Origin of the sequence: Schinkia azotoformans LMG 9581 (genome assembly GCF_000307855.1) — a bacterium.
Classification (GTDB): domain Bacteria; phylum Bacillota; class Bacilli; order Bacillales; family Bacillaceae_J; genus Schinkia; species Schinkia azotoformans.
This window is the reverse complement of the sequence record NZ_AJLR01000042.1, coordinates 113392-135464: the sequence shown is the minus strand read 5'-3', so window position 1 is coordinate 135464 and position 22073 is coordinate 113392. Positions and strand designations below refer to the sequence as shown.

Below are 22073 nucleotides of genomic sequence, written 5' to 3'. Positions count from 1 at the left end.
TTTTCCCGATATTCCTTAGACTCCGGGAATTACCCCCCTCTATGATTTCACATTTTTCCAATCCTAGAAATTTTAGTGGGAATCTAATATGCATTAGCCTCCTATTGTGTCATAAGACAACAATTAACGCTTGTTTTAATACTAGCGAATATTCGTTCTTACTATGAGTTATATCATAATTCTTGTGGAACCAATTTCCAATGGATAAAGGATAGCTTATTTGCTATCCCAAAATACGTGCAAATTAATATGCCATTTGGCTTTTTCTCTCCCTTAACGGAAAAGTTATAGTAAAGGATTTAACGAAGTAATGGTTTAAGTGTTTCTTTTAACTCTTGTTCTAATGCTATTTTCTTAATTTTCCCACTGGCTGTTACCGGTAGTTTTTCAACAAAAATAAAGTGATCTGGTATTTTAAAATCAGCTACTTTATCTTTAAGATAAGTCTTCATTGAGTATTGATCCTCAGTTTTGCCTGGCTTTAGGCGAATAGCAGCACAGGTAATTTCACCTAATACTGTATCTGGCAGGCCTACGATCGCCACTTCTAAAACGCTTTCATGTTTGTACAAGATTTCTTCAATCTCACGTGGATAAATATTAAACCCACCTCGGATAATCATTTCTTTTTTCCGACCAATAATGCGAAGATAACCATTTTCGTCTAATGTTCCTAGATCACCTGTATAATACCAGCCATCTTGGTCTAAGGCTTCAGCCGTTTTTTCAGGACTATTAAAATAGCCTTTCATGATCCCAAATGATTTAGCAGCAATTTCACCTACTACACCAGGTGACAGTTCTACGCGGTTATTATCAACAATTTTCACTTCTGCACCAGGTGCTGCTTTTCCAACCGTTTCGGAGCGTAGAAAATCATCATCTTCAAATCCTGTAATTGTAAGGGTTGTCGAGGACTCTGTCATCCCGTAAGAGACAACAATATCGCATCCCATAATGGTTCTAATTTTACGAACAATTTCTTCCGGACAAGGAGCAGCGGCAATGATGCCAGTACGTAAAGAAGATAAGTCAAATTGCTTAAAGGATGGATGGTTTAGTTCTAAAATAAACATCGTTGGGACACCATGATGGACAGAGATTTTCTCTTGTTCTATTAACGTTAATGCCTTTTCCGCTTTAAATTCTTCCATGAAGACCATCTTCCCACCTACCACAATCGCAGTAAGGATTCCGGGGATCATACCGAAGCAGTGGAAAACTGGAACGGCGATTAAGAAAACATCATTACTTGTACAATTCATACATTCTGCTGAAACAGTGGCTGTATGAACAAAATTTTTATGTGTTAGCATCGCTCCTTTGGGATGACCAGTTGTTCCTGATGTATATAAAATGGAAAAAACATCTTCAATGGAGTCAATTTCAACTTGTGGGGGTTCTGACTTTTTACCTAATTCCAATAACTCTTCGTATGAAGTACATTCGGGATCTTTAAAACGTACAGTAAAAATATGTTGGAAATTACCGTCTTTATTTAAGATTGGCTTCAAGAATTCAAAATGCCCGTACTCTTCGGCTAGAAAAATAGCTTTAGCTCCTGAATTTTCAAGGATGAACTGCAGCTCCTCTTTCATATATCTTGTATTACATGGGACGAGAATTGCACCGATTTGGGCCAAACCAAAATATATCGTAACAAACTCATGCCAGTTTGGGAGACAGACCAGAACCCTGTCTCCTTTTTGGATGCCTTTTGAAGCTAAAGCCGACGCCATTAATTGCACACTTTGATATAATTCTTCATAGGTAACACGTTTATATCCATCAAAGATAACTTCTTTTTCAGGACTTTGAAGATAAGCCTGTTCTAACACCTGAGGTACCGAGAGCTGATAATTCATTTTATCGTTCCTCCTTTTTGGGACAGAGGGTCGGGAACTCCGTCCCAAATTTATAATATTCTGTAAATTAATTATAAAATATTATCCTCTGTTAAAACACGTACAAGGTATAGGAAATTTACCTTAGATGTTTCCTATATTTTTACGATTCGGCACTATAGAATAAATCATATAATCGATACGCAAGCATAATATTAAAACGATGGTCTGGATCATTTAGATCAATTTCTAATAGACTTTCAATTCTTTCGATTCGGTAAAGCAACGAACTTCTATGGATGAATAGATCGTTTGATGTCTTGGAAAGATTGCCGTGATTATTTAAAAATACCCTTAAAGTATGAAATAAATCGGCATTTTTTTCTTTTGAATATTTAAGTAGTGGATCAATATATTTACTTGTAAACAGATTTGTAACAGAAGAATTTTTCAATCCATGTAATAAAGCATATCCACCTAATTCATCAAACAAGGCAAAACAGGTATCTCTAAATCTATTGTTTACAACGTTTAAAGTCTGCAGTGCCTGTTGGTAGCTGCTATAATAATCCTCAAGCCCTTTTGTTATTCCACCTATCCCCATAAAAACATGATTATGAATATGATCTTCCTTCGCCCATTTTTTTACTCTTTCATAAAAACTTGACCAAAACACTTTAGGCTTGTTCATTTCTTTTGCTATCGGAACAATAAGAATATATTCATCCTTCTTATTCGCTACCTGGATATCATTGTCGTGTATCGTAATTCGCTTTTTCAATCGTTCCCAAAGGATTGATTTTCGAGCTTCTTTTTCAAGAATATTTTCGTCAGTTGCCTCATCTTTTTCAAGCACTAATGATAAAACTGCAACACGGTGATGATCAAATAAATTCCAATTAAACAAATTAGCGTATTGGATTATGCTATCAGGCTCTTTAATGCTCTTAACTAAAATTTTATTGATAAAACTATCCTTTACCTGCTCTTTCGCATCTAATATTAGTTTTTGCTTTACAAATTGAGAAGAGTAGATATTTAACACAAGGTCGATGCCGATTTGATCAAATTCATCAATACCATCTTTGTCTTTTTCAATCGCTAAATATCCTAATAAATCAATACCATCATTGATCGGCCAAACGATAATTTCCGATTTCTCATTATTTTCTAACTGAAGCCAACCACCACCCCTACTGGTGCCAACGATTTCAACGGTTGCCTTTTCAAATAGATATGAGAGGTCGTCCATTTTTGACCCTTGTAAATGGTAGGAAATCGGTCTAATAAAGCGATCAAATAAGATCACGTTTTTACTAAAATAATGACTGACAATCTTTGTTATTCCATCAAAGCTATTCGGTTTGACAGTTTCCAAGACTAGCTTTTGCTGGTATTCTAGTAAAGAATGTAATCTAATTTTGTGATTTTTTTCATCATTATAAAGCTTGGCATTTTCGAGCATGGAAGCTACATGGCTTGCAAGCAGTTCAAGAAGCTCCAAATCCTCTTCGGAAAATTTTCCTTTGCCTTTTTGCCCAACATGTAGAACACCAATCGTTTTTAAATCAACAACCAACGGAACGGTTAACTCCGGTCCCCCAACTTTTTCTATGTACGGAAAGTAGTCATTTAGAACGTAATTATTGATATTAATTTTTTCGGTTACATTCATTTCTCCATAGGAGGGTGGCTGATAATTAAAGCTATTATCATGCTCATTATATAAATAAATACAGGCAAACTTTGAACTCGTCCCTTTTCCAGCCCGATCGACCACCTTTTCTACTACCTTTTCAAGTGATGAATTAAGAGAAAGGTTTCGGCTAATCCACTCAACATCGAGAATTTTCCGTTTTTCAGATTCCTTTTTACTCGCTAATCTTATCGCCGTGGCCACATCTTTGCCGAACTCAATAAACATGGAATCCATTTCTTTTATTAAGCGGATATTATTTTTAAACCCGATAATACAAAAGCCAAAGCTGGCTCCTTCATCTATTAATGGAACTGTAAACCATGTATTCATTTCTTCTTTTTTTAGCAGTTCAATTAAAGCACATTGATCATTTTCCATAACCATATCATCGAAGGTTAACGGAGTGTATAAAAGATTGCTGGAACAATCACCTACATTTAATGGTAAAGACTTGATAAAAAGAACCGAATCACCACTGTTAGCTTTAGAGACAAGCAAGTCTTCCTCTTTCATAATAATGCCTACAAAATCACACTGAAATTCAGAGCGGAATGAATCAATTAAATATTGCAGCGTTTCCCCTTCGGTATCAAACTTTACTAGTTTTCGAGCGGTCATTCTTAAATGGTTTTCGACCTTTTTCATTAACTTTTCACGCTTGTCCATTTGCATGCGGGAACCCTCTCCCTATAAAAGAATCTTAGTTCGACAAGTGAGCGCACCAAGATTCTGAATTTTATAATTATTTAAAGTATTACACTTTTAATTTGACATTGCAAATCTATTTTTCTTATTTTCCCTGTGGCTGTCCTTGGAAAGTGCTCCATAAAAATAATCTTGTCTGGCACCTTATAATCTGCCAATTTATTTTTAATAAAATCTTTTAATTCTTCCTCGGAATTTTTTGAGCCCCGTCGTAGCCGGAGACAGGCATAAGATATTTCACCAACTTCTGAATCCGGCATCCCGATCATAGCTGCTTCGGCAACATTGGGATGAGTGAGGAAAATTTCCTCAATTTCTTGTGGATATATTTTAAAACCAGCTTTTTTAATTACTTCTTGTTTTCTACCAATGATGCGGATATACCCTTCTTCATCAATAATAGCTAGGTCACCTGTATAAAACCAACCGTCTCCATCAATAGCTTCTCTTGTTTTTTCATGCATAGCATAATACCCTTTCATCACTCCAAAACTACGACAAACTAATTCGCCAACTTTGTCTTTTCCTATTTCATTCCCAAAATCATCGACGATTTTAATTTCTACTCCTGGCAGCGGCTTGCCAACCGTTTCCGACCGAATTGTATCATCGTCTTCAAAATCAGTAAGTGTCAAAGTCGGAGACGTTTCGGTCAAGCCATACCCTACTAAAATATTACAATTCATCTCAGTCCTAATTCGATGAACGATTTCAATTGGACAGGATGAGCCACCTATTTCTCCTGTTCTAAGTGATGATAGATCGAACGATGAAAACATTGGATGATTTAGCTCTAAGATAAACATGGTTGGAACCCCCGGGTGTACGGTCACTTTTTCTGTTTCTATTAGTGATAATGCGCGTTCAGGTTTATATTTATCCATTAAAATTAAGGAAGCGTTCGAAACAATTACTCGGAACAAAAAGTTGATGCCCATCACATGATATAAAGGCATGGACATTAAAAAAACATCCTCGCTCGAGCACTGCATCCAATCGGCTGTAACCACGGCAGTTTGAACGATGTTTTTATGTGTGAGCATGGCTCCTTTTGGCTTTCCAGTTGTTCCTGATGTGTAAAGAATCGTATAAATGTCGTTATCACTATCAATCTCTATTTCATCTATTTCTTCTTGCATCCCCATTTCAAGCAACTTTTGATAACTAATCGTATTTTCTTTTTCAAAACGAACGGAAAGGAGATATTCCAAAGAGCTCAAATGATTTTTTATATTTATAAATTGTTCATACTGGTTTAAACGATCAAATTCCTCTGGAAGAAATAATGCTTTTGCACCAGAATTTCGAAGGATATATTCTGCTTCCGCCATTCTTAAACGATAGTTAAAAGGTACAAGAATAGCACCGATTTTAGCCAACGCAAAATAAATAACAACTATTTCGTACCAATTTGGCAACCCTGCAGCAACGCGATCACCTTCTCCAATACCAAGCATTGATAATCCGGAAGCTAAAAGATTCGCTTCTTTCTCCAACTCTTTATATGTCATTCTCACTTTTCCATCAACGATAACTTCTTTATCTGGATGGGAGGATGCAGCGGCATTTAATAGTTGATTAACTGATAAATTAGATTGTGATTTCATAAAAGCTGCTCTTGCTCCTTTAATCATGTCAACACCATTATCTTTCATTCTCCCCACTCCTCATCCTTTGTTTTAAGTTTCAAAGACTTTATGTAATCATCCTTATTATAAACTTATAAAATTTGATAAATTATACGTAAAATGTAGGATAATATTGTTTATTATTTCTACAAAATAACGGATAAAAAAACAAACCACTTTCTGAATGAATCTTCAAAAAGCGGCTTGTTCAATGATTATTGGTGTATTTAGTTCTGCTAATAGGGGTTCCTCCTCAACTACAAAGCATCTACATATTGTACTTCATCAAAGTATTGAACTTCCTTCAACTCAATTTTTAATGGACTGTGAGTATCTTTGACATAATCATTCGCAATTTTTTGGACTTTAGTAAAAGCATCATACATTCCAACAGCTTCTACCTTTTGCTCACATAAACAATCTGCTTGAGGTTCCTTTGGATCTATAAATAAAAATACATATTTCTTCACGGACTTTTCCTCCTTTCCTATTTTTGTGAAACTATTCACAATTCAATATTATAAAAAAGAACTGTTGCTTAGCTTCGGTGCTTGACTCTCTTGTACATTTTTTCACATATTATCGTATTCATTAGCAATGACTTTTGTAAGCGCTATCCTCATTATACATCATTTTTAAATTTTGTCTATGGCTATTTTGTGAATAAATTCACATAACTTGTCCAAAGAAAGCCCACATTATGTGAGCTTAATCTTAATCTTAATCCATTTAATCCAATTTAGAAACCCCATTGATCATTTGCTCATAACTTAATGTTCCCGTGTATTTTTCGTTGATTTTCCCTTCACTGTCAATAAAATAACTTGTTGGCAAGGCAATAACTTGATATATTTTACTCACATCGCCTTTTTCATCTAAAACGACTGGAAAAGTTAAACCGAGTTCCTTTATAAATTCGGCAGGACTTTCTTTACTTTTTTCAGTTTGGGTTGCATTTACTGCCAAAATTACGAAATCCTCCCGACCTTCTTTATGAAGCTCCTCCATATCTGGCATTTCTGCACGGCACGGACCACACCAGGAAGCCCAGAAATTTAACAATACTTTTTTACCACGATAATCTGAAAGTTTGACCTTGTTCCCATCTAATGTAACTAATTCAAAGTCTGGGGCAAGATTGCCTTTTTCAAGTCCTACTACCGCAGTTTTCTCTGTAAATGCAGTTGTATAGACAGTATAGCCGATTAATCCAATAAAAACAATTAGTGCAATGACCTTCTTCATTGTTTCCTTCCTTTCCTGCTGCTTGATATCCTTATATAAATATAATAAAAATAATGTACCTAAAACCAATAGCTTAATTAATGACAAGTGACCGTCATGTCCAAATAATAGCAAGATCATATAAAAACTGATGAAAAAACTAAAACTACCAACAATTATAACATCTAATACGGTTTTCTTGTTACTACTATTTTTCCAAAGTTTAACGAACAAATAAATGACAGTAATAATGGTTGCTAACACGGCGCCACTTTTGCCGCCTGTAAAAAATAAAATCGTTTGCGGGTTGGAAATAGATTTTGAGCTGTTAAATATGATATAACTAAATTTCCATACAAAAATCCAAATTATTACACCATTCGTGATCAGGTTTAAAACTACATCACGCAAAGGGAGGTTCAATCGTAAACGATACCTCATCATAATATAAGCTAGACATCCAGAAATAAATATAAACAAATAGTAGTATTTGATTAAAAATGGTCCAAGTTTGATGGCATCGTTTAACAAGTCCTCACTCCTTTTTATAAATACCCCATCCAGTATGAATTATACCAAAAAAGTGCAGTATTGCCAATTTGCAATACTGCACCCTCTTATCAAGCTTACGCTATTATTATTGAGCTAACTTTTCACGTAAAACCATTTGTAAGATACCGCCGTGACGGTAGTAGTCGATTTCAACTTCAGAGTCGAAACGAGCAAGTGCTTCGAATTCTACTTTAGAACCATCTTCTTTAGTAGCGGTTACTTTTACGAAGTCACGTGGTTTGATGTTTTCATCAAGTTGAACTTCAATCGTTTCTTTTCCAGTTAAACCAAGTGTTTCGGAACTTTCTCCATCTTTAAATTGAAGAGGAAGAACGCCCATATATACAAGGTTTGAACGGTGGATACGCTCATAGCTCTCAGCAATTACAGCTTTAATTCCAAGAAGGAATGTACCTTTTGCTGCCCAGTCACGAGAAGAACCCATACCATAATCCTTGCCAGCAAGGATTACTAATCCTGTTCCATCTTCCTTGTACTTCATAGCTGCATCATAAATAGACATAACTTCGCCTGTTGGCCAATAAGTAGTCCAACCGCCTTCAGTACCTGGTGCAACTTGGTTGCGGATACGGATATTTGCAAATGTACCTCTTGTCATAACTCGGTCGTTACCACGACGAGAACCGTATGAGTTGAAGTCACGTGGGCTAACACCCTTCTCTTGTAGGTATTTACCTGCAGGAGCATCTTTCGCGATTGAACCAGCTGGTGAGATATGGTCAGTTGTAACACTGTCTCCAAATTTACCAACTACACGCAAACCATCTAATGTCTTGATTTCACGTAATTCTTTTGTTAATCCTTCAAAGAATGGAGGATTTTGGATGTAAGTAGACTCCTCATCCCAATCGTATAAAGCATCCTCTGGAGATTCAATTTCATTCCAGCGTGAATTGCTCTTAAATACTTCAGCATACTCTGCACGGAATAATTCAGGAGTAACTGTTTTCTCAACTACTGCTTGGATTTCATCATAAGATGGCCAAATATCAGCAAACTTCACATCATTACCATCTTTGTCTTTTCCAAGAGAATCGTTGCGAAGGTCAACATCAACTGTACCTGCTAGTGAGTAAGCAACTACCAATGGTGGTGATGCTAAGTAGTTAGCTTTTACTAGTGGATGGATACGGCCTTCAAAGTTACGGTTACCTGAAAGTACAGCAGTTACAGTAAGGTCATTATCAGCAATAGCCTTTTCGATTTCTGGTGCTAATGGACCAGAGTTACCGATACATGTTGTACAGCCATAACCAACAATATTATAGCCAAGTTGCTCTAGGTATGGTAAAAGTCCAGAATTTTGCAAGTATCCTGTTACAACCTTAGATCCTGGAGCTAAAGAAGTTTTAACATAATCAGGTACTGTTAATCCTTTTTCAACTGCTTTTTTCGCAACTAAACCAGCAGCAACTAGTACGTATGGGTTTGATGTATTTGTACAGCTTGTAATTGCAGCGATGGCAATTGCACCTGTTTTCATAGTAGTTTCTGTACCGTCAGCAAGCTTTACAGTTACTTCTTTGTTGAACTCTTCTTCTGTTAAGCCAAGACCCTGTGTTCCTTGTGGTGCAACAACAGCTTTTTTGAACTGCTCTTGCATTTTTGTAAGTGGAATTAAGTCTTGTGGACGCTTAGGACCAGAAAGATTTGGTTCAATTTCAGAAAGATTGATTTCAACTACATCAGTGTAAACTGGGTCTTCTGATTCACCAGCAACATAGAATAAACCATTTGCACGGCAATATGCTTCAACAAGGTTGATTTGCTCTTCAGAGCGACCAGTTAAACGTAAGTAGTTAAGTGCTTCTTTATCAACTGGGAAGAATCCACATGTTGCACCATATTCTGGAGCCATATTTGAAATTGTCGCACGGTCAGCTAGCGGCATTTCTGCAAGACCAGGACCGAAGTACTCAACAAACTTACCTACTACCTTTTTCTCACGTAGTACTTGAGTTACTTTTAATGCAATATCAGTAGCTGTTGTTCCACTTGGAAGTGAACCAACTAATTTAACACCAATAACTTCCGGAACTGTCATGTATGAAGGTTGTCCAAGCATTCCTGCTTCAGCTTCAATACCACCAACACCCCATCCAAGAACACCGATACCGTTGATCATTGTAGTATGTGAGTCAGTACCTACTAATGTATCAGGGAATGCTACTGTTTCGCCGTTTTCATCTTTTGTCATAACAACACTTGCAAGGTATTCAAGGTTTACTTGGTGAACGATACCTGTTGCAGGTGGAACTGCACGATAGTTATCAAATGCTTTTGTAGCCCAGTTTAAGAACTGATAACGCTCAGCGTTACGCTCAAATTCTAGCTCCATATTGAATGCTAATGAATCAGCTGTACCAGCTTTATCAACCTGTACTGAGTGGTCGATAACTAGATCAACTGGAATTTCAGGATTAATTTTCGCGGGGTCCCCACCCATATCTGCCATTGCCTTTCTTAGAGAAGCTAAGTCAACAACTGCAGGGACACCTGTGAAGTCTTGTAAAATTACACGAGCTGGCTTGAATGGAACATCGATATCTTGTAATTCACTTGTGCCCCATTTTGCAAGGTTTTCAACATGCTCTTTAGTGATGACACGTCCGTCAACTTGACGAAGAACAGATTCAAGTAATACTTTGATTGAGTATGGCAATTTCGCAATATTTGCTACGCCTTCAAGCGCGCTTAGATCGTAATAGTTGTACGTTTTGCCATTTGCTTCAAACGTTTTCCGTGCTTTAAACACATCATTGTTTGCCATTTATTATGTACCCCCCTGTAAAGTTTTGCATATTGTCGTAATTGTCAAAAAAAAGACGACAATATGACTCCCATCTCATTACTCTATCATTTTAATAGAATTTTTCGCATAAGTAAATACCGATTCGATTCTTGGCGACATAAGTTTACATAATGATAAAATTTTGTATATTTATGATATTTTTTCAAAACCTACTAGTGGAGGTGAGTAAAATGCCAAAAAGAAAAGCAAATCATGTGATCCCAGGAATGAACGCGGCCAAAGCTCAAGGAACAGGTGCGGGTTTTAATGAGGAATTATCTAATGAACCTCTGACAGAGACACAAAAGCAGCACAACAAGAAACGTAAGAAAAATCAATAGGCAATAGAACAGTAAAAACCGCTTCCCAGCGGTTTTTATTTACTCTCCAAAATCGACATTGCTAACGATGGATTGGAGGTCACTTTGAAATTTTTGAAGTTGATCTAATTGGCTTTCTGAAGCCACTTCTAAAGCATTTTGTATTTGCTCGAACGCTTCATTCACTTCATTTTTAAGATCTTTCAAGTGGTGCCCGTAATCCGGATCATTTCGCACTAGATCTTTATAGATATCAACGGCATGGTCAACACCTTGCTGGGCTGCCTGGAATGCTTGTTGTTTGTTCTTATTGTATGGCATTATAAAATCCAACTCCTTATGTTATATAGCATAGCTATATTGTGGACAAAAGAATGAATTTTATACTGAATAAATCCATGTAAGGCAATCCATCCTAAATTTAAAGGAGGGAGTACCATGGGATCTGGACGTACTAATCAACCAAAGAACCAACAAGAGCCAACAAATCAACCTCAAGCATTAAGCGGTTCGAAAAAGGTTAAAAATCATAACCATACACGACAAAAGAACAATCAAAGTCATGATATGTAAATGGTTTAACATTGAATATTTTGAAAAGCATCAATGATAAATACCAGTTCATCATCCGTGACCGTTCTAAAATCAAGATATACTTTTTCGTCTTGTTGACGAGTGACAATGCTCGGAGTAGATAATCTCAGCCTAACTGCCAGTTCTTCCGAGGTTAAGGAAGAATGGGTAACGGCAGCTACTACTGTTGGGAGCTTTACTTCCGGCATTGTCCCCCCGCCAACTTGTGAAAAGTCTTTTTCAAGCGTACAGCGGTATTGCGGATCTTGTTCTATTAATTGCTGTCGAAATTTAGAGGCACGCGCTTCGATTTCCTCTTCCGATTGTAAAATATCACGGAGTGTTGGAATTTCCATCATTGTCTGCTCTCCCAATAAATACGCTTTTAATGTTGCTTCAAGGGCGGCAAAAGTCATTTTATCTACTCGGAGCACACGCGCAAGCTGATGTTTTTTTAATTTCTGAATCAGTTCACGTTTTCCGGCAATAATTCCTGCTTGCGGCCCACCTAACAATTTATCACCGCTAAATGAAACAAGGTCCGCCCCAAGCTTAATAACATCCCTCACAACAGGCTCTTCACCAATGCCGTGCTTTTGAAAATCGTATAAAATACCGCTTCCTAAATCTTCGTAGAAAATCACATTATCATGTTTTTCTTTAAGTTCAACCAGCTCTTCGCTTTCTACACTTTCTGTAAAACCGATCACTTTAAAATTGCTTGTATGTACTTTCAGAATCATCGCTGTTTCCTCTGTCATTGCTTTTTCATAATCATACAAATGGGTTTTATTTGTTGTTCCAACCTCAACAAGCTTAGCCCCGCTCTCTTCCATAATTGCTGAAATTCTGAAAGAACCTCCAATTTCGACAAGCTGTCCCCTTGATACGACGACCTCTTTGTCCTTGGCAAGCGCCCTCAAAATCAAATAAACAGCAGCAGCATTATTATTTACAACCATCGCTGCTTCGGCGCCTGTTACTTGTTGAATTAGACCTTCAATAATATCGTGACGCGACCCTCTTTTTCCTTCATTAATTTTATACTCTAAGTTTGAATAATTGGAGGCAACCTTCACAACATGCTCAATTTGCTTTTCCCCTAAACGAGCTCGTCCTAAATTCGTATGTAAAACCGTTCCAGTCGCATTAATTATCGTTTTTAAATAGTACTGTGACAGCTGTTCAACAGCTCTTTCTACTTTTGCAAAAATTTGCTTTATCCAATATTCCTTATTTAAGTCCGGATTTTCATCATGCCATTGATCTTGTAAAAGCTGTTCTCTTATCCCATTTAACTCTTGTTGACAAATGTTTGTTAAACGTTCACTGCTTACATTATATTTTTGTAACAGCTGTTCAAAAAATACAGACTTCTGCAACTCATGAACAGGTGGTAAGTAACGTAAATATTGCTTCATTTTTAGCGCCTCCACTCCAGAAATTCATGTCATATTATATCATTTTTGCCAGTATTACCATAATCCTCAATATCTCGGAGCCTAATCATTTTTTCATTACTATGAATACCTTTATATTGAGAAATTAAGTAAAGGAGATTTGTTGTAATGAACAAGAAAGAAGATAATGAATTTTTGCCTGTCATTAAAGACTTAAATCAGCTGTTTAACCGTTTTTGGGAGGACCCATTTACCTCTCTTTTCCCTCAACAGTTTCGGGTCGACCTATATGATATGGGTAATAAAATTGTAGTCGAAGCAGAACTTCCTGGTTTTAATCAAAATCAAATTAAAATTGAGGCCGTCCATGAAGGTTTAAAAATTATCGCAGATGATCATCAAGAACTTGAAACCATTGATGACAAGAAAAAATATTTTAAAAAAGAAAGAAGATTCAGGAGACTAGAACGTGTCATTCCACTTCCATATGAGATAAGTGCAGATACAAAAGCTTATTATAAAAATGGCATCCTTGAAGTCCATATACCGAAAACGAGTCGGAGAAAGAAAAAATACATTGATATTGAATAACTCAAAAGGTGCCAATCCACTATGAATTGGCACCTTTTATGGCATCTATTTCCCCTCAATTGCTTCCATTTCTGCAATAAACTCATCAACATTCGGAAATTTCCCTGTTTCTTGCTTAGAATATCGTTTTTCCCCATTTACTGTTACTTCAAATACCCCACCAGAACTCGGAATTAGTTCTACTGATGTAATTTGGTTGCGAAAATGGGTAATTAATCCTTCTGCGAAACTCGCAGCTTTTGGAGCATAGTTTCACATCATGCAAAACTCAATTGTAATTTTATAAGTCATAAATATTCCTCCTAAACCATAGACTTTACCCAATATTGTAGTACAAACTATAGCAAACAGTAAAATCTTCTGCCCGTAATTTCAGCTTGAAAGTCTTTTTGTTAGAGATTATCGTCAAGGATATACTATACTATAAGTTGGAGGTGTATATTGTGGAAGAGAAAATTCGCCTAACGGCTATGTCTACAAAAGCCGGCTGAGGCTGCAAAATCGGCCCTGCCGAATTGTCGCAAGTGTTGCGGCTTTTACCAGAGAGAGAACATGACCCAAACTTATTAGTTGGTATAGATACATCGGATGATGCGGGGATTTATCGTGTATCAGATGAGTTAGCCTTAATCCAGACCGTGGATTATTTTACACCTATCGTGGATGACCCTTATATGTTTGGACAGATTGCGGCTGCAAACGCCTTAAGTGATGTTTATGCGATGGGCGGAGAGCCTAAAACTGTTCTAAATATCGTAGGCTTCCCTGTGAAAAAACTCGGAGCAGATATGCTTGCTGAAATTTTAAAGGGTGCGGCTGATAAGGTGAAGGAAGCTGGCGCCATTATTGTCGGTGGACACTCGATTGATGATCAAGAACCAAAATTCGGAATGGCTGTAACAGGCTATGTCCATCCTGAAAAGTTTTTCCGTAATGTAGGAGCAAAGCCTGGCGATGCCTTGGTCCTTACAAAACCAATAGGAGTTGGCATTCTTACAACAGGCATTAAGCGTGGTGTTGTAACACCAGAACAAGAGGAAAAAGTCATTGAAACAATGGCCATGCTTAATAAAAAAGCAGCAGAAGCATTAGAAGGTTTCCAAATCCATGCTGTTACCGATGTAACAGGGTTTGGACTATTAGGTCATGCTTGTGAAATGGCAAAAGGAAGTAACGTCAGCATGACGATTACATACGATGATGTTCCTATTTTAGACGGAACATACAACCTAGCTGAACAGGGCGTCATTCCTGGCGGTTCAAAATCCAACTTTGCATGGTTAAAGGATGATGTGGAGTTCGCGTCATCAATCACTGAAAGCAGTCAATACATTTTATGTGATGCGATTACCTCAGGAGGACTTTTAGTAAGTCTGCCAAAAGAAGAAGCCAAGGCTTATGTGCAAAAGCTTCACGAACAAAATATAACGGCTGCCCAAATTATCGGTGAAGTGAATGAATTAAATAAGAAATCTTTATACATTAAATAAAAATAAGGCTGACCAGTAAAGTCGTTTGAAAACGAAATTACCTATGTCAGCCTTCATTAATTATGGTCTTTATAGGAATCTTCTATAAAACCCAAAAACGCGGAAATGACCGGAAGATTTTTATTTTCCTCAAGACAAGAAAAATAAAAGTTCCTTGTGACTTGAAAATCCTTCAAATTAATAATTTTTACACGGCCAGATTGGGCGGCCCGTTCTGCTGCATAAGAAGATACAACGGTAATTCCAAGACCGGCTTCTACCGCCGCTATGACAGCCTCTGTACTACCCAACTCACCTACGATTTTCATTAACTCTGTTGAAAAGCCTAGTGTTCCAATCGTTTTCTCAAGCGAGGATCTTGTATCAGAATTTTTTTCACGTAAAATCCATTCTACATCAAATAAATCCCGAAACTGCTTTATATCTTCTTCAATAAATTCCAAAGGGGCAATGATACTTAATTTCTCACTAACAATTGGTCTTGAATAAAGCAAAGGGGTTGTCATCGGTTCACCGGTAATGGCAATATCAACTAAGCGATTTTTCAACCAATCAACGACATCCTTGCTCCCTGATATTCTCATACTAAAATCTACATCTGGGTAGGTTGATTTAAAATTCTTAATGATTTTTGGAAGAATATATTCAGAAGGAATTGTACTGGCCCCAATGACAAGTTTCCCTACTGGCTCTCCTCCTAAAAATTGGACCTCCAAGTCTTCCCATAGTTTTAGAATCTCTTTAACCCTTTTATAGATCACTTCACCTTGTGAGGTTAACTGCACACCCTCTCCTGTGCGCTTTACTAGCTTTGTTTTAAAATGCTCCTCTAAGGCTTGAATTCGGAGCGTTATAGCCGGCTGTGATACCGATAATTGCCTTGCCGCCTCTTGAAAGCTTTTTACTTGTATCAACTTTTCAAACGCTTTTAGATGGTTTAAATTCATTGTTTTTCACCACTAGTTTCAAGGTTTTTGTAAACAATCTTGATAAAGCTTGATAAATGCCTTTATTTCATCTTCAAAATAATGATTGGTTTGCACAAAGTTTTTAGCATTTTGAATAATCCTTTGGGCTTTTTCCTGCTCAGTTAAAACTACATTAATCTTATTTAAAAATTCTTTTCCGTCATTAAATAGATAGCCATTTACTCCATCTTCGATGATGCTGGCATTGCCGGGATTATTTCGCGCCAAAACAACACAACCCATTTCCATTGCCTCTAAAATAGCCGAAGATTGGCCCTCTGAAATAGACGTATTTAAAACTATATGTGCCCATTTATACAATGATACCATGTTTTCAATCGGAACATTTTCCAAAAAGTGAATCCAGCTATATTTTTCGATATATTGGTTTAACGTTTCATATATATTTTCATCTAAAACCATACCGGCGATCAAAAACTGTAAATTAGGATACTTCTTTTGCAGACCAACAATTTCTTCCATTAAAAAGAAAACATCCTTTACCGCCCTTAATCCAGATGGAAGTAAAATCGCAGGCTCTCCTATTCCCAATTTCAAATCGTCTGCATTTTCCTCAGAAATCGGAAACCATACACTCTGCATAATAACCTCTATTCGTAGCCCCATACCACTATATGCATGACAAAGCTTTGCCTTTGCATCATCAGTAAAAACGGTAATTGCACTGGCATTTTGCAAAATATCCAACATTTCTGCCCGATTACCTAAGTTATACAAATCAAGATTTACATCCGTTCCGCCGTTCGTCATAATGTATGGTTTATTCAACTGAAATTTTGTCTTTTTTGCCCATTTTGAAAAACGGTAAAAGTGGATGATATGGATAAGGTCACAGTTTTTAGCTTGTCTATCGATTTCATCGTTCCACGCGTCTTCTTCATAGGCAAAAACAGTAACATCTACTCCATTTTGCTCCAAACCAGAGGCAATTCGTTTTGCGGTTGTTGAATTGCCTCTATTGCTGTATAAAAAAGGTGTGAGAAGTAAGATCTTCATTGGTGACAAACTACATTACACCCACTTCCGTTTATCCTCTACTCTTTTTGTAAGATTTAATGCATCAAATAACTCTAGTAATGGAATCAAATATTTTCTGGATAGTCCTAGAACATCTTTTGCATCCTTAACTGCGAATTCTTCACCGGTTTTTGACTTTAATAAATCTGCTGCTTTGTTAATTGTTTCTATTGATAGAAGATGATTTTCATCCAAGGCAACAGCTTTTCTTGCTTGGATTAAGTAATATTTGAAATCATCCTTGTACTGTTCCGGTATTTTTTCACTCTTCATATATTGCTCAAATGGCTGCACTTCAATTTCGTCTTTTTGAATAGCTATGACTACTGCTTCCATACGTTTGCTCCATTTTTCTGGATAATGCGGTGAGAAAGTTGCAAGCTGAATATATTGCTCTTGTCTCTTTAAGAAGCCTTCTTCTATCAATTTTTCAATAACAAATTCAACTAGACGTTTCGGATAAAGATTCAAGAAAGAATGAACAATTTCAGCTTTATTGAAGCCAGCACGAAGAGAAAATTCCTCATGATATTCTCTTAATTTTTCCTCTATCCTGTTTTTAATATATTCAAAATCAGAGTGGAGGGCATACTCGCCGCTTGCTAGTTCAAAAACTGTATTTCCTTTCTCTTCATTCAAAATAGCTGTTAAATCGTCCTTATCCATCGATGAAAATTTCAGTAAAGCTTCAAAGGTCATCAGCGCCTTCTCTTTTAATATAGAAAGAATCCGTTCATTTGGTGTGCCCTCTTTTTTCTGCATGAGCATTTTTATTGTATCTTCACCAAAGCGATATTTACTGCCTTTCGGGTCGATAATCCAGCCACCACCAATCGTTTCGACAGGTGTCGGTCTCCTTAAAATAAAGCGGTCCCCACGTTTACAAACAATTGGGTAGTCTAAACGAAGCTGACAAACTACTTCATCATCCTCTTCAACAACTTCATTTCTATCAAAGAACACGATTGTTCCCATTACTTCGGTTGTTCCTGTATGTAGCTTAATCGGTGCACGCTGCTTGACCGGCGATGCCAAGTCACCCACAAATTTTGTTGTAATATCAAGCGTATCTGTAACGAGAAAATGCTCAGATGATACTAAAACGTCTCCACGGGTAATTTCTTGTTTGGAAATGCCACCTAAATTTAAGGCCGCCCTTTGTCCAGCCTTAGCCACTTCTGTTTGCTCATGATGCACCTGAATTTGTCGAACTTTTACCGGAATGCCCTGTGGTAAAACCTGCAGTGAACTGCCTTTTTCGACAATTCCCTCATACACCGTACCCCGTACCACCGTTCCTTGGCCTTGAACTGAAAACACTTGGTCAATCGGCAAGCGGAACGGTCCCCTTGCATCACGCATTTCCTTATGTTCTAATTCCTTCTTAATTTGCTGTTTTAGTTCCTCCAGACCTTTCTTTGAAAGACTGTCCACTAATACAAAAGGAGCTGATTCAAACACCGTCCCTTTGAGGTTATCCCTTATGTCCTCTTCGGCAAGTTCTAATAATTCTGCATCAACACGGTCAATTTTACTAATTGCGATAATCCCTTTTTCGATACCTAAAAAGGACAGGATTTCAAGATGCTCTTTCGTTTGCGGCATAACACCTTCATCTGCAGCAATAACCAAGATGACTAAATCAATTCCAGCAACACCGGCAATCATTTGTCTAATAAAACGTTCATGACCAGGCACGTCGATAATAGAGACATGAAGCTCATCATCAATCTTTAATGGTGCATAGCCTAATTCTATTGAAATATTTCTTTCTTTTTCTTCCTTAAGTCGATCTGTATCAACATTCGTTAATGCCTTCGTAAGAGATGTCTTGCCGTGATCAATGTGCCCGGCCATCCCAATCGTATAATTTCGAACTGCCAAAATATTCACCCACTTTATCAAATGCGCCTTGGCGTATTTGCGCCCGGATTTTTTTCGAGCTTGCTCGAAAAACTACCTTTAAAAATCCGAGGCATCCGCCGGAGGCTTTAACTTTATTCAGCAGGGGTTTGCACCCCCACTGGATTAAAACACTATTTTGCATTCATCTCACCACTTATGGAAGTGGAAGACTTCTGCTGAATGAAGTTAATCATTCCATTTTACTTTAATAGGTCTGGGAAAACTATTCAAGTAGCATGAACTAAGGTTGTTAAAAATAAAAAAAGTCCACCTAAATTAGATGGACGAAATAGAGGAATACAATCAAATATGCCTTGGCATATTTGCGCCCAGATTTTTAGGCCCACAGGATGTGGGTCACAAAGACGTTGCCACAGGATGTGGCGTTCTTAGTCTTTGATCTTAGCTCGAAAAACTACCTTTAAAAATCGCAAGGCTCGCCGAAGGCTATAACTTTATTCAGCTGAATAAAGTTATCATGAACAACAACATTTGCTAGGGAAATTGCTGCTCATCCTTACTATCGGTAAAAATAGCAAACTTTTAAATGGTAATATAAGGGGATATCACTGACTAATTTATATATAAACTTTCATTTTTCGTTTTAGAAATATTTACCTATATGTGGTTTAATTAAATTGGGATAGATAATCCATTTTCTATCTAGGGGAGAGTGTGAAGTATGTGGTACACAAAAGATACAGAAAGAGTATCCATTGATTTAGAAACTAATACGGAAACAGGTCTAACGAATGTAGAGGCAAAAAAACGGTTAGATCAGGTTGGAGCTAATGAATTCAGCGAGCATAAAAAAGAATCGATTTTTACGTTGTTTTTCAGGCAAATTAATAGTTTACTAATCTATATTTTAATTGGGGCCGCCCTTATTTCTGCGTTTGTTGGGGAGTATAGTGATGCCATTATTATTGTATTAGTGATTCTGCTGAATACGATTATTGGCGTCATTCAGGAATCTAAAGCAGAAAAAGCTTTGGAGGAACTAAAAAAAATGACAACCCCCAAAGCCATTGTAAAACGAGATGGAATGACGGTTGAAATTCCATCAGAGCACGTAGTACCAGGTGATATCGTAATTATTGATGCTGGACGATTTATTCCTGCTGATATACGGTTAATTGAAACTGCCAATTTTCAGGTTGAAGAATCTTCATTAACCGGGGAGTCCGTTCCTATTGATAAAAATGCTGATTGGGTAGCAGCTGAGGAATTGCCGATTGCCGATCAACGGAATATGGCGTTTATGTCCACCCTATCCTCTTACGGGCGGGCTATTGGTATAGTCGTGAACACGGGAATGCAGACCGAAATCGGAAAAATCGCTAATTTGCTTGGGAAACAAGAAAAAGAACAAACACCGCTTCAAAAAAAATTAGCAGAGCTTGGGAAAATTCTCGGAATTGGTGCCGTCATTGTGTCAGTCATCATCTTCCTAATCGGCTATTTTCAAGGCAGAGATGTTCTTGATATGTTTTTGATATCTGTAAGTCTGGCGGTTGCAGCCATTCCTGAAGGGTTGCCTGCCATCGTTACGATTGTACTTGCTCTTGGCGTACAGAGAATGATCGAACGACAAGCTGTTGTTCGAAAACTGCCGGCGGTTGAAACTCTTGGTGCTGTTAGTGTTATTTGTTCTGACAAAACAGGGACGCTAACCCAAAACAAAATGACCGTGACAAAAGTCTATGTTAACGGAAATTATCTTTCCATGAACTCACCATTACTAAAGCAAAGGGAATACTCCCGCTTCTTTGAAGCAATGGCTCTTTGTAATGATGCCGTTTTTACTGAGGAGGAACATTCTGGCGACCCGACCGAAATCGCCCTTGTTGCTGCGGCTCATGTTGCTGGATTTGAAAAACAAATTCTTGATAAAAATTATGAGCGAATTTTTGAAATAGCTTTTGATTCCGACCGTAAAATGATGACAACCGTTCACCACCATGGTGGCCGTTATTTTGTAATGGTGAAGGGTGCATTAGAAAGCATTTTACCCAAAATCCGAGTGACTACCCTTGAAGTAGATAAAATTAAGAATGTTGCCAATGAAATGTCTGCTGAAGCATTACGTGTTCTTGCGATTGCCTACAAGGAAATTCCAACCTTCGATAACAGCATGACAAGCGAGGATTTGGAAAAAGAACTAATTTTTCTAGGCCTAACCGGAATGATCGACCCGCCAAGAGAAGAAGTAAAAGCATCCATAGCACAGTGCAAACAAGCCGGTATCCAAACGATCATGATTACCGGGGATAACCAAAAAACAGCGTTCGCAATTGCTAAAGATCTTGGAATTGCAAACGAGGAGATCGAATCTATGTCAGGATCCGAGATCGATCGACTTAGTGAATCAGAGTTATGCGAGAAGGTTAACAAAATCCGTGTTTTTGCGCGGGTGTCACCAGAGCATAAGGTAAAAATTGTGAAAGCTTTAAAAACGAATGAGCGAATTGTTGCAATGACGGGGGACGGGGTAAACGATGCTCCTTCATTAAAACAAGCTGATGTTGGCGTTGCAATGGGGAAAGGCGGTACTGACGTCGCAAAAGGTGCAGCGGATATTGTATTAACCGATGATAACTTTGCAACGATCGTTGCTGCCGTTGAAGAAGGTCGAAATATTTATCAAAACATTAAAAAATCGATTTTATTCCTCCTATCATGTAACTTAGGGGAAATTATAACGCTTTTCATCGCTATTCTTCTTGGATGGCCGGCTCCCCTATCCGCTATTCATATTTTATGGATCAATCTAATTACAGATACATTGCCTGCCATTTCACTAGGGCTGGATCCTGATGATCCAGATGTTATGGATCAACAGCCACGTTCCATTAAAGAAAGTATTTTTGCCCATGGCAGCGGAATGTTTACCCTACTTTACGGATTATTAATCGGTTCCTTAACCTTATTTGCTTTTGTTACAGGATTAAATTATTACACTGGCGCACCATCGATTTTTTCAATCGACTTTAGCAACATTTCGAAGGATGCACTCGTTCATGCCCAAACGATGGCATTTGTAACACTAAGTATTGCTCAATTATTCCATTCCTTGAATTTGCGGAGTACTAAAAAGTCACTTCGTGAAGTGGGACTATTTACAAATAAGTTTTTACTAGTGTCTATTTTCGTAGGTATTGCACTTCAAGCCCTATTAGTGAATGTACCGGTCTTTAACGATATCTTCGACCTACACATCCTTTCTTTAAAGGACTGGTTATTCGTACTAACGCTATCTCTAGTCCCAATCATTTTCAGCGAGCTTTCTAAAGCATGGAAAAGAATTTTTTAAGACATTATAGA

At 37.5% G+C, this 22073-nt stretch carries 16 protein-coding genes and 1 pseudogene; 5 read left to right on the top strand and 12 right to left on the bottom strand.

All coding sequences use genetic code 11. The features are described from left to right. Positions 1–299 precede the first annotated feature (299 nt). The 6 genes from BAZO_RS06375 to acnA all read right to left on the bottom strand — a co-directional run bounded on the left by BAZO_RS06375 (position 300) and on the right by acnA (position 10443). On the bottom strand, positions 300–1865 hold the full coding sequence (locus tag BAZO_RS06375) for a class I adenylate-forming enzyme family protein (protein ID WP_003330526.1): 1566 nt from the start codon (positions 1863–1865) through the stop codon (positions 300–302). Between the two features lie 142 nt (positions 1866–2007). After that, on the bottom strand, positions 2008–4215 hold the full coding sequence (locus tag BAZO_RS06370) for a helix-turn-helix domain-containing protein (RefSeq protein ID WP_003330525.1): 2208 nt from the start codon (positions 4213–4215) through the stop codon (positions 2008–2010). Between the two features lie 74 nt (positions 4216–4289). Then, positions 4290–5903 carry a class I adenylate-forming enzyme family protein gene (locus tag BAZO_RS06365; protein WP_003330524.1) on the bottom strand — a complete coding sequence of 538 codons (1614 nt, stop codon included), beginning with the start codon at positions 5901–5903 and terminating at the stop codon, positions 4290–4292. Positions 5904–6133: 230 nt separating this feature from the next. After that, positions 6134–6346: a hypothetical protein gene (locus BAZO_RS06360; RefSeq protein ID WP_003330523.1), complete on the bottom strand. Its 213-nt coding sequence runs from the start codon at positions 6344–6346 to the stop codon at positions 6134–6136. 259 nt (positions 6347–6605) lie between these two features. Then, entirely contained in the window at positions 6606–7631 is a 1026-nt protein-coding gene (locus tag BAZO_RS06355) for a redoxin domain-containing protein (protein WP_003330522.1), read from the bottom strand. A gap of 106 nt (positions 7632–7737) precedes the next feature. Continuing rightward, positions 7738–10443, bottom strand: a complete 2706-nt coding sequence (gene acnA / locus BAZO_RS06350; protein WP_003330521.1) for an aconitate hydratase AcnA — start codon at positions 10441–10443, stop codon at positions 7738–7740. A gap of 212 nt (positions 10444–10655) precedes the next feature. Here acnA and sspO point away from each other — a divergent pair, with 212 nt between their 5' ends. Next, positions 10656–10805 (top strand): small acid-soluble spore protein O, encoded by a 150-nt coding sequence (gene sspO / locus BAZO_RS06345; RefSeq protein ID WP_003330519.1) that lies wholly within the window; start codon positions 10656–10658, stop codon positions 10803–10805. 39 nt (positions 10806–10844) lie between these two features. On the opposite strand, the gene BAZO_RS06340 is transcribed toward sspO, so the two are convergent. After that, a complete protein-coding gene (locus BAZO_RS06340) occupies positions 10845–11105 on the bottom strand; it encodes a hypothetical protein (RefSeq protein ID WP_003330518.1) in 261 nt (86 codons plus the stop codon). A 117-nt stretch (positions 11106–11222) separates the two neighbouring features. Between BAZO_RS06340 and BAZO_RS06335 the strand changes: the two genes are divergently transcribed. Then, entirely contained in the window at positions 11223–11357 is a 135-nt protein-coding gene (locus tag BAZO_RS06335) for a small acid-soluble spore protein P (protein WP_003330517.1), read from the top strand. Between the two features lie 5 nt (positions 11358–11362). Here the strand turns inward: BAZO_RS06335 and selA are convergent, their stop codons facing one another. Next, entirely contained in the window at positions 11363–12778 is a 1416-nt protein-coding gene (gene selA, locus BAZO_RS06330; RefSeq protein WP_003330516.1) for an L-seryl-tRNA(Sec) selenium transferase, read from the bottom strand. A 147-nt stretch (positions 12779–12925) separates the two neighbouring features. Here selA and BAZO_RS06325 point away from each other — a divergent pair, with 147 nt between their 5' ends. Further along, positions 12926–13348: an Hsp20/alpha crystallin family protein gene (locus BAZO_RS06325; protein ID WP_003330515.1), complete on the top strand. Its 423-nt coding sequence runs from the start codon at positions 12926–12928 to the stop codon at positions 13346–13348. Between the two features lie 45 nt (positions 13349–13393). Here the strand turns inward: BAZO_RS06325 and BAZO_RS23250 are convergent. Then, a pseudogene (locus BAZO_RS23250) lies at positions 13394–13588 on the bottom strand (Rdx family protein); the annotation flags it as partial. A gap of 230 nt (positions 13589–13818) precedes the next feature. Between BAZO_RS23250 and selD the strand changes: the two are divergent. Further along, on the top strand, positions 13819–14838 hold the full coding sequence (gene selD / locus BAZO_RS06320) for a selenide, water dikinase SelD (protein WP_081585649.1): 1020 nt from the start codon (positions 13819–13821) through the stop codon (positions 14836–14838). A gap of 56 nt (positions 14839–14894) precedes the next feature. Here selD and BAZO_RS06315 read toward each other — a convergent pair whose 3' ends face one another. The 3 genes from BAZO_RS06315 to selB are packed head-to-tail and all read right to left on the bottom strand — an operon-like array spanning position 14895 to position 18728. Further along, on the bottom strand, positions 14895–15785 hold the full coding sequence (locus tag BAZO_RS06315) for a selenium metabolism-associated LysR family transcriptional regulator (protein WP_003330513.1): 891 nt from the start codon (positions 15783–15785) through the stop codon (positions 14895–14897). Between the two features lie 18 nt (positions 15786–15803). Then, positions 15804–16823 (bottom strand): glycosyltransferase, encoded by a 1020-nt coding sequence (locus tag BAZO_RS06310; protein ID WP_157382083.1) that lies wholly within the window; start codon positions 16821–16823, stop codon positions 15804–15806. Between the two features lie 15 nt (positions 16824–16838). Continuing rightward, on the bottom strand, positions 16839–18728 hold the full coding sequence (gene selB / locus BAZO_RS06305) for a selenocysteine-specific translation elongation factor (protein ID WP_003330511.1): 1890 nt from the start codon (positions 18726–18728) through the stop codon (positions 16839–16841). 703 nt (positions 18729–19431) lie between these two features. Here selB and BAZO_RS06300 point away from each other — a divergent pair. After that, complete coding sequence (locus BAZO_RS06300; RefSeq protein ID WP_003330510.1) at positions 19432–22062, top strand: cation-translocating P-type ATPase; 2631 nt, start codon at positions 19432–19434, stop codon at positions 22060–22062. Positions 22063–22073 lie beyond the last annotated feature (11 nt).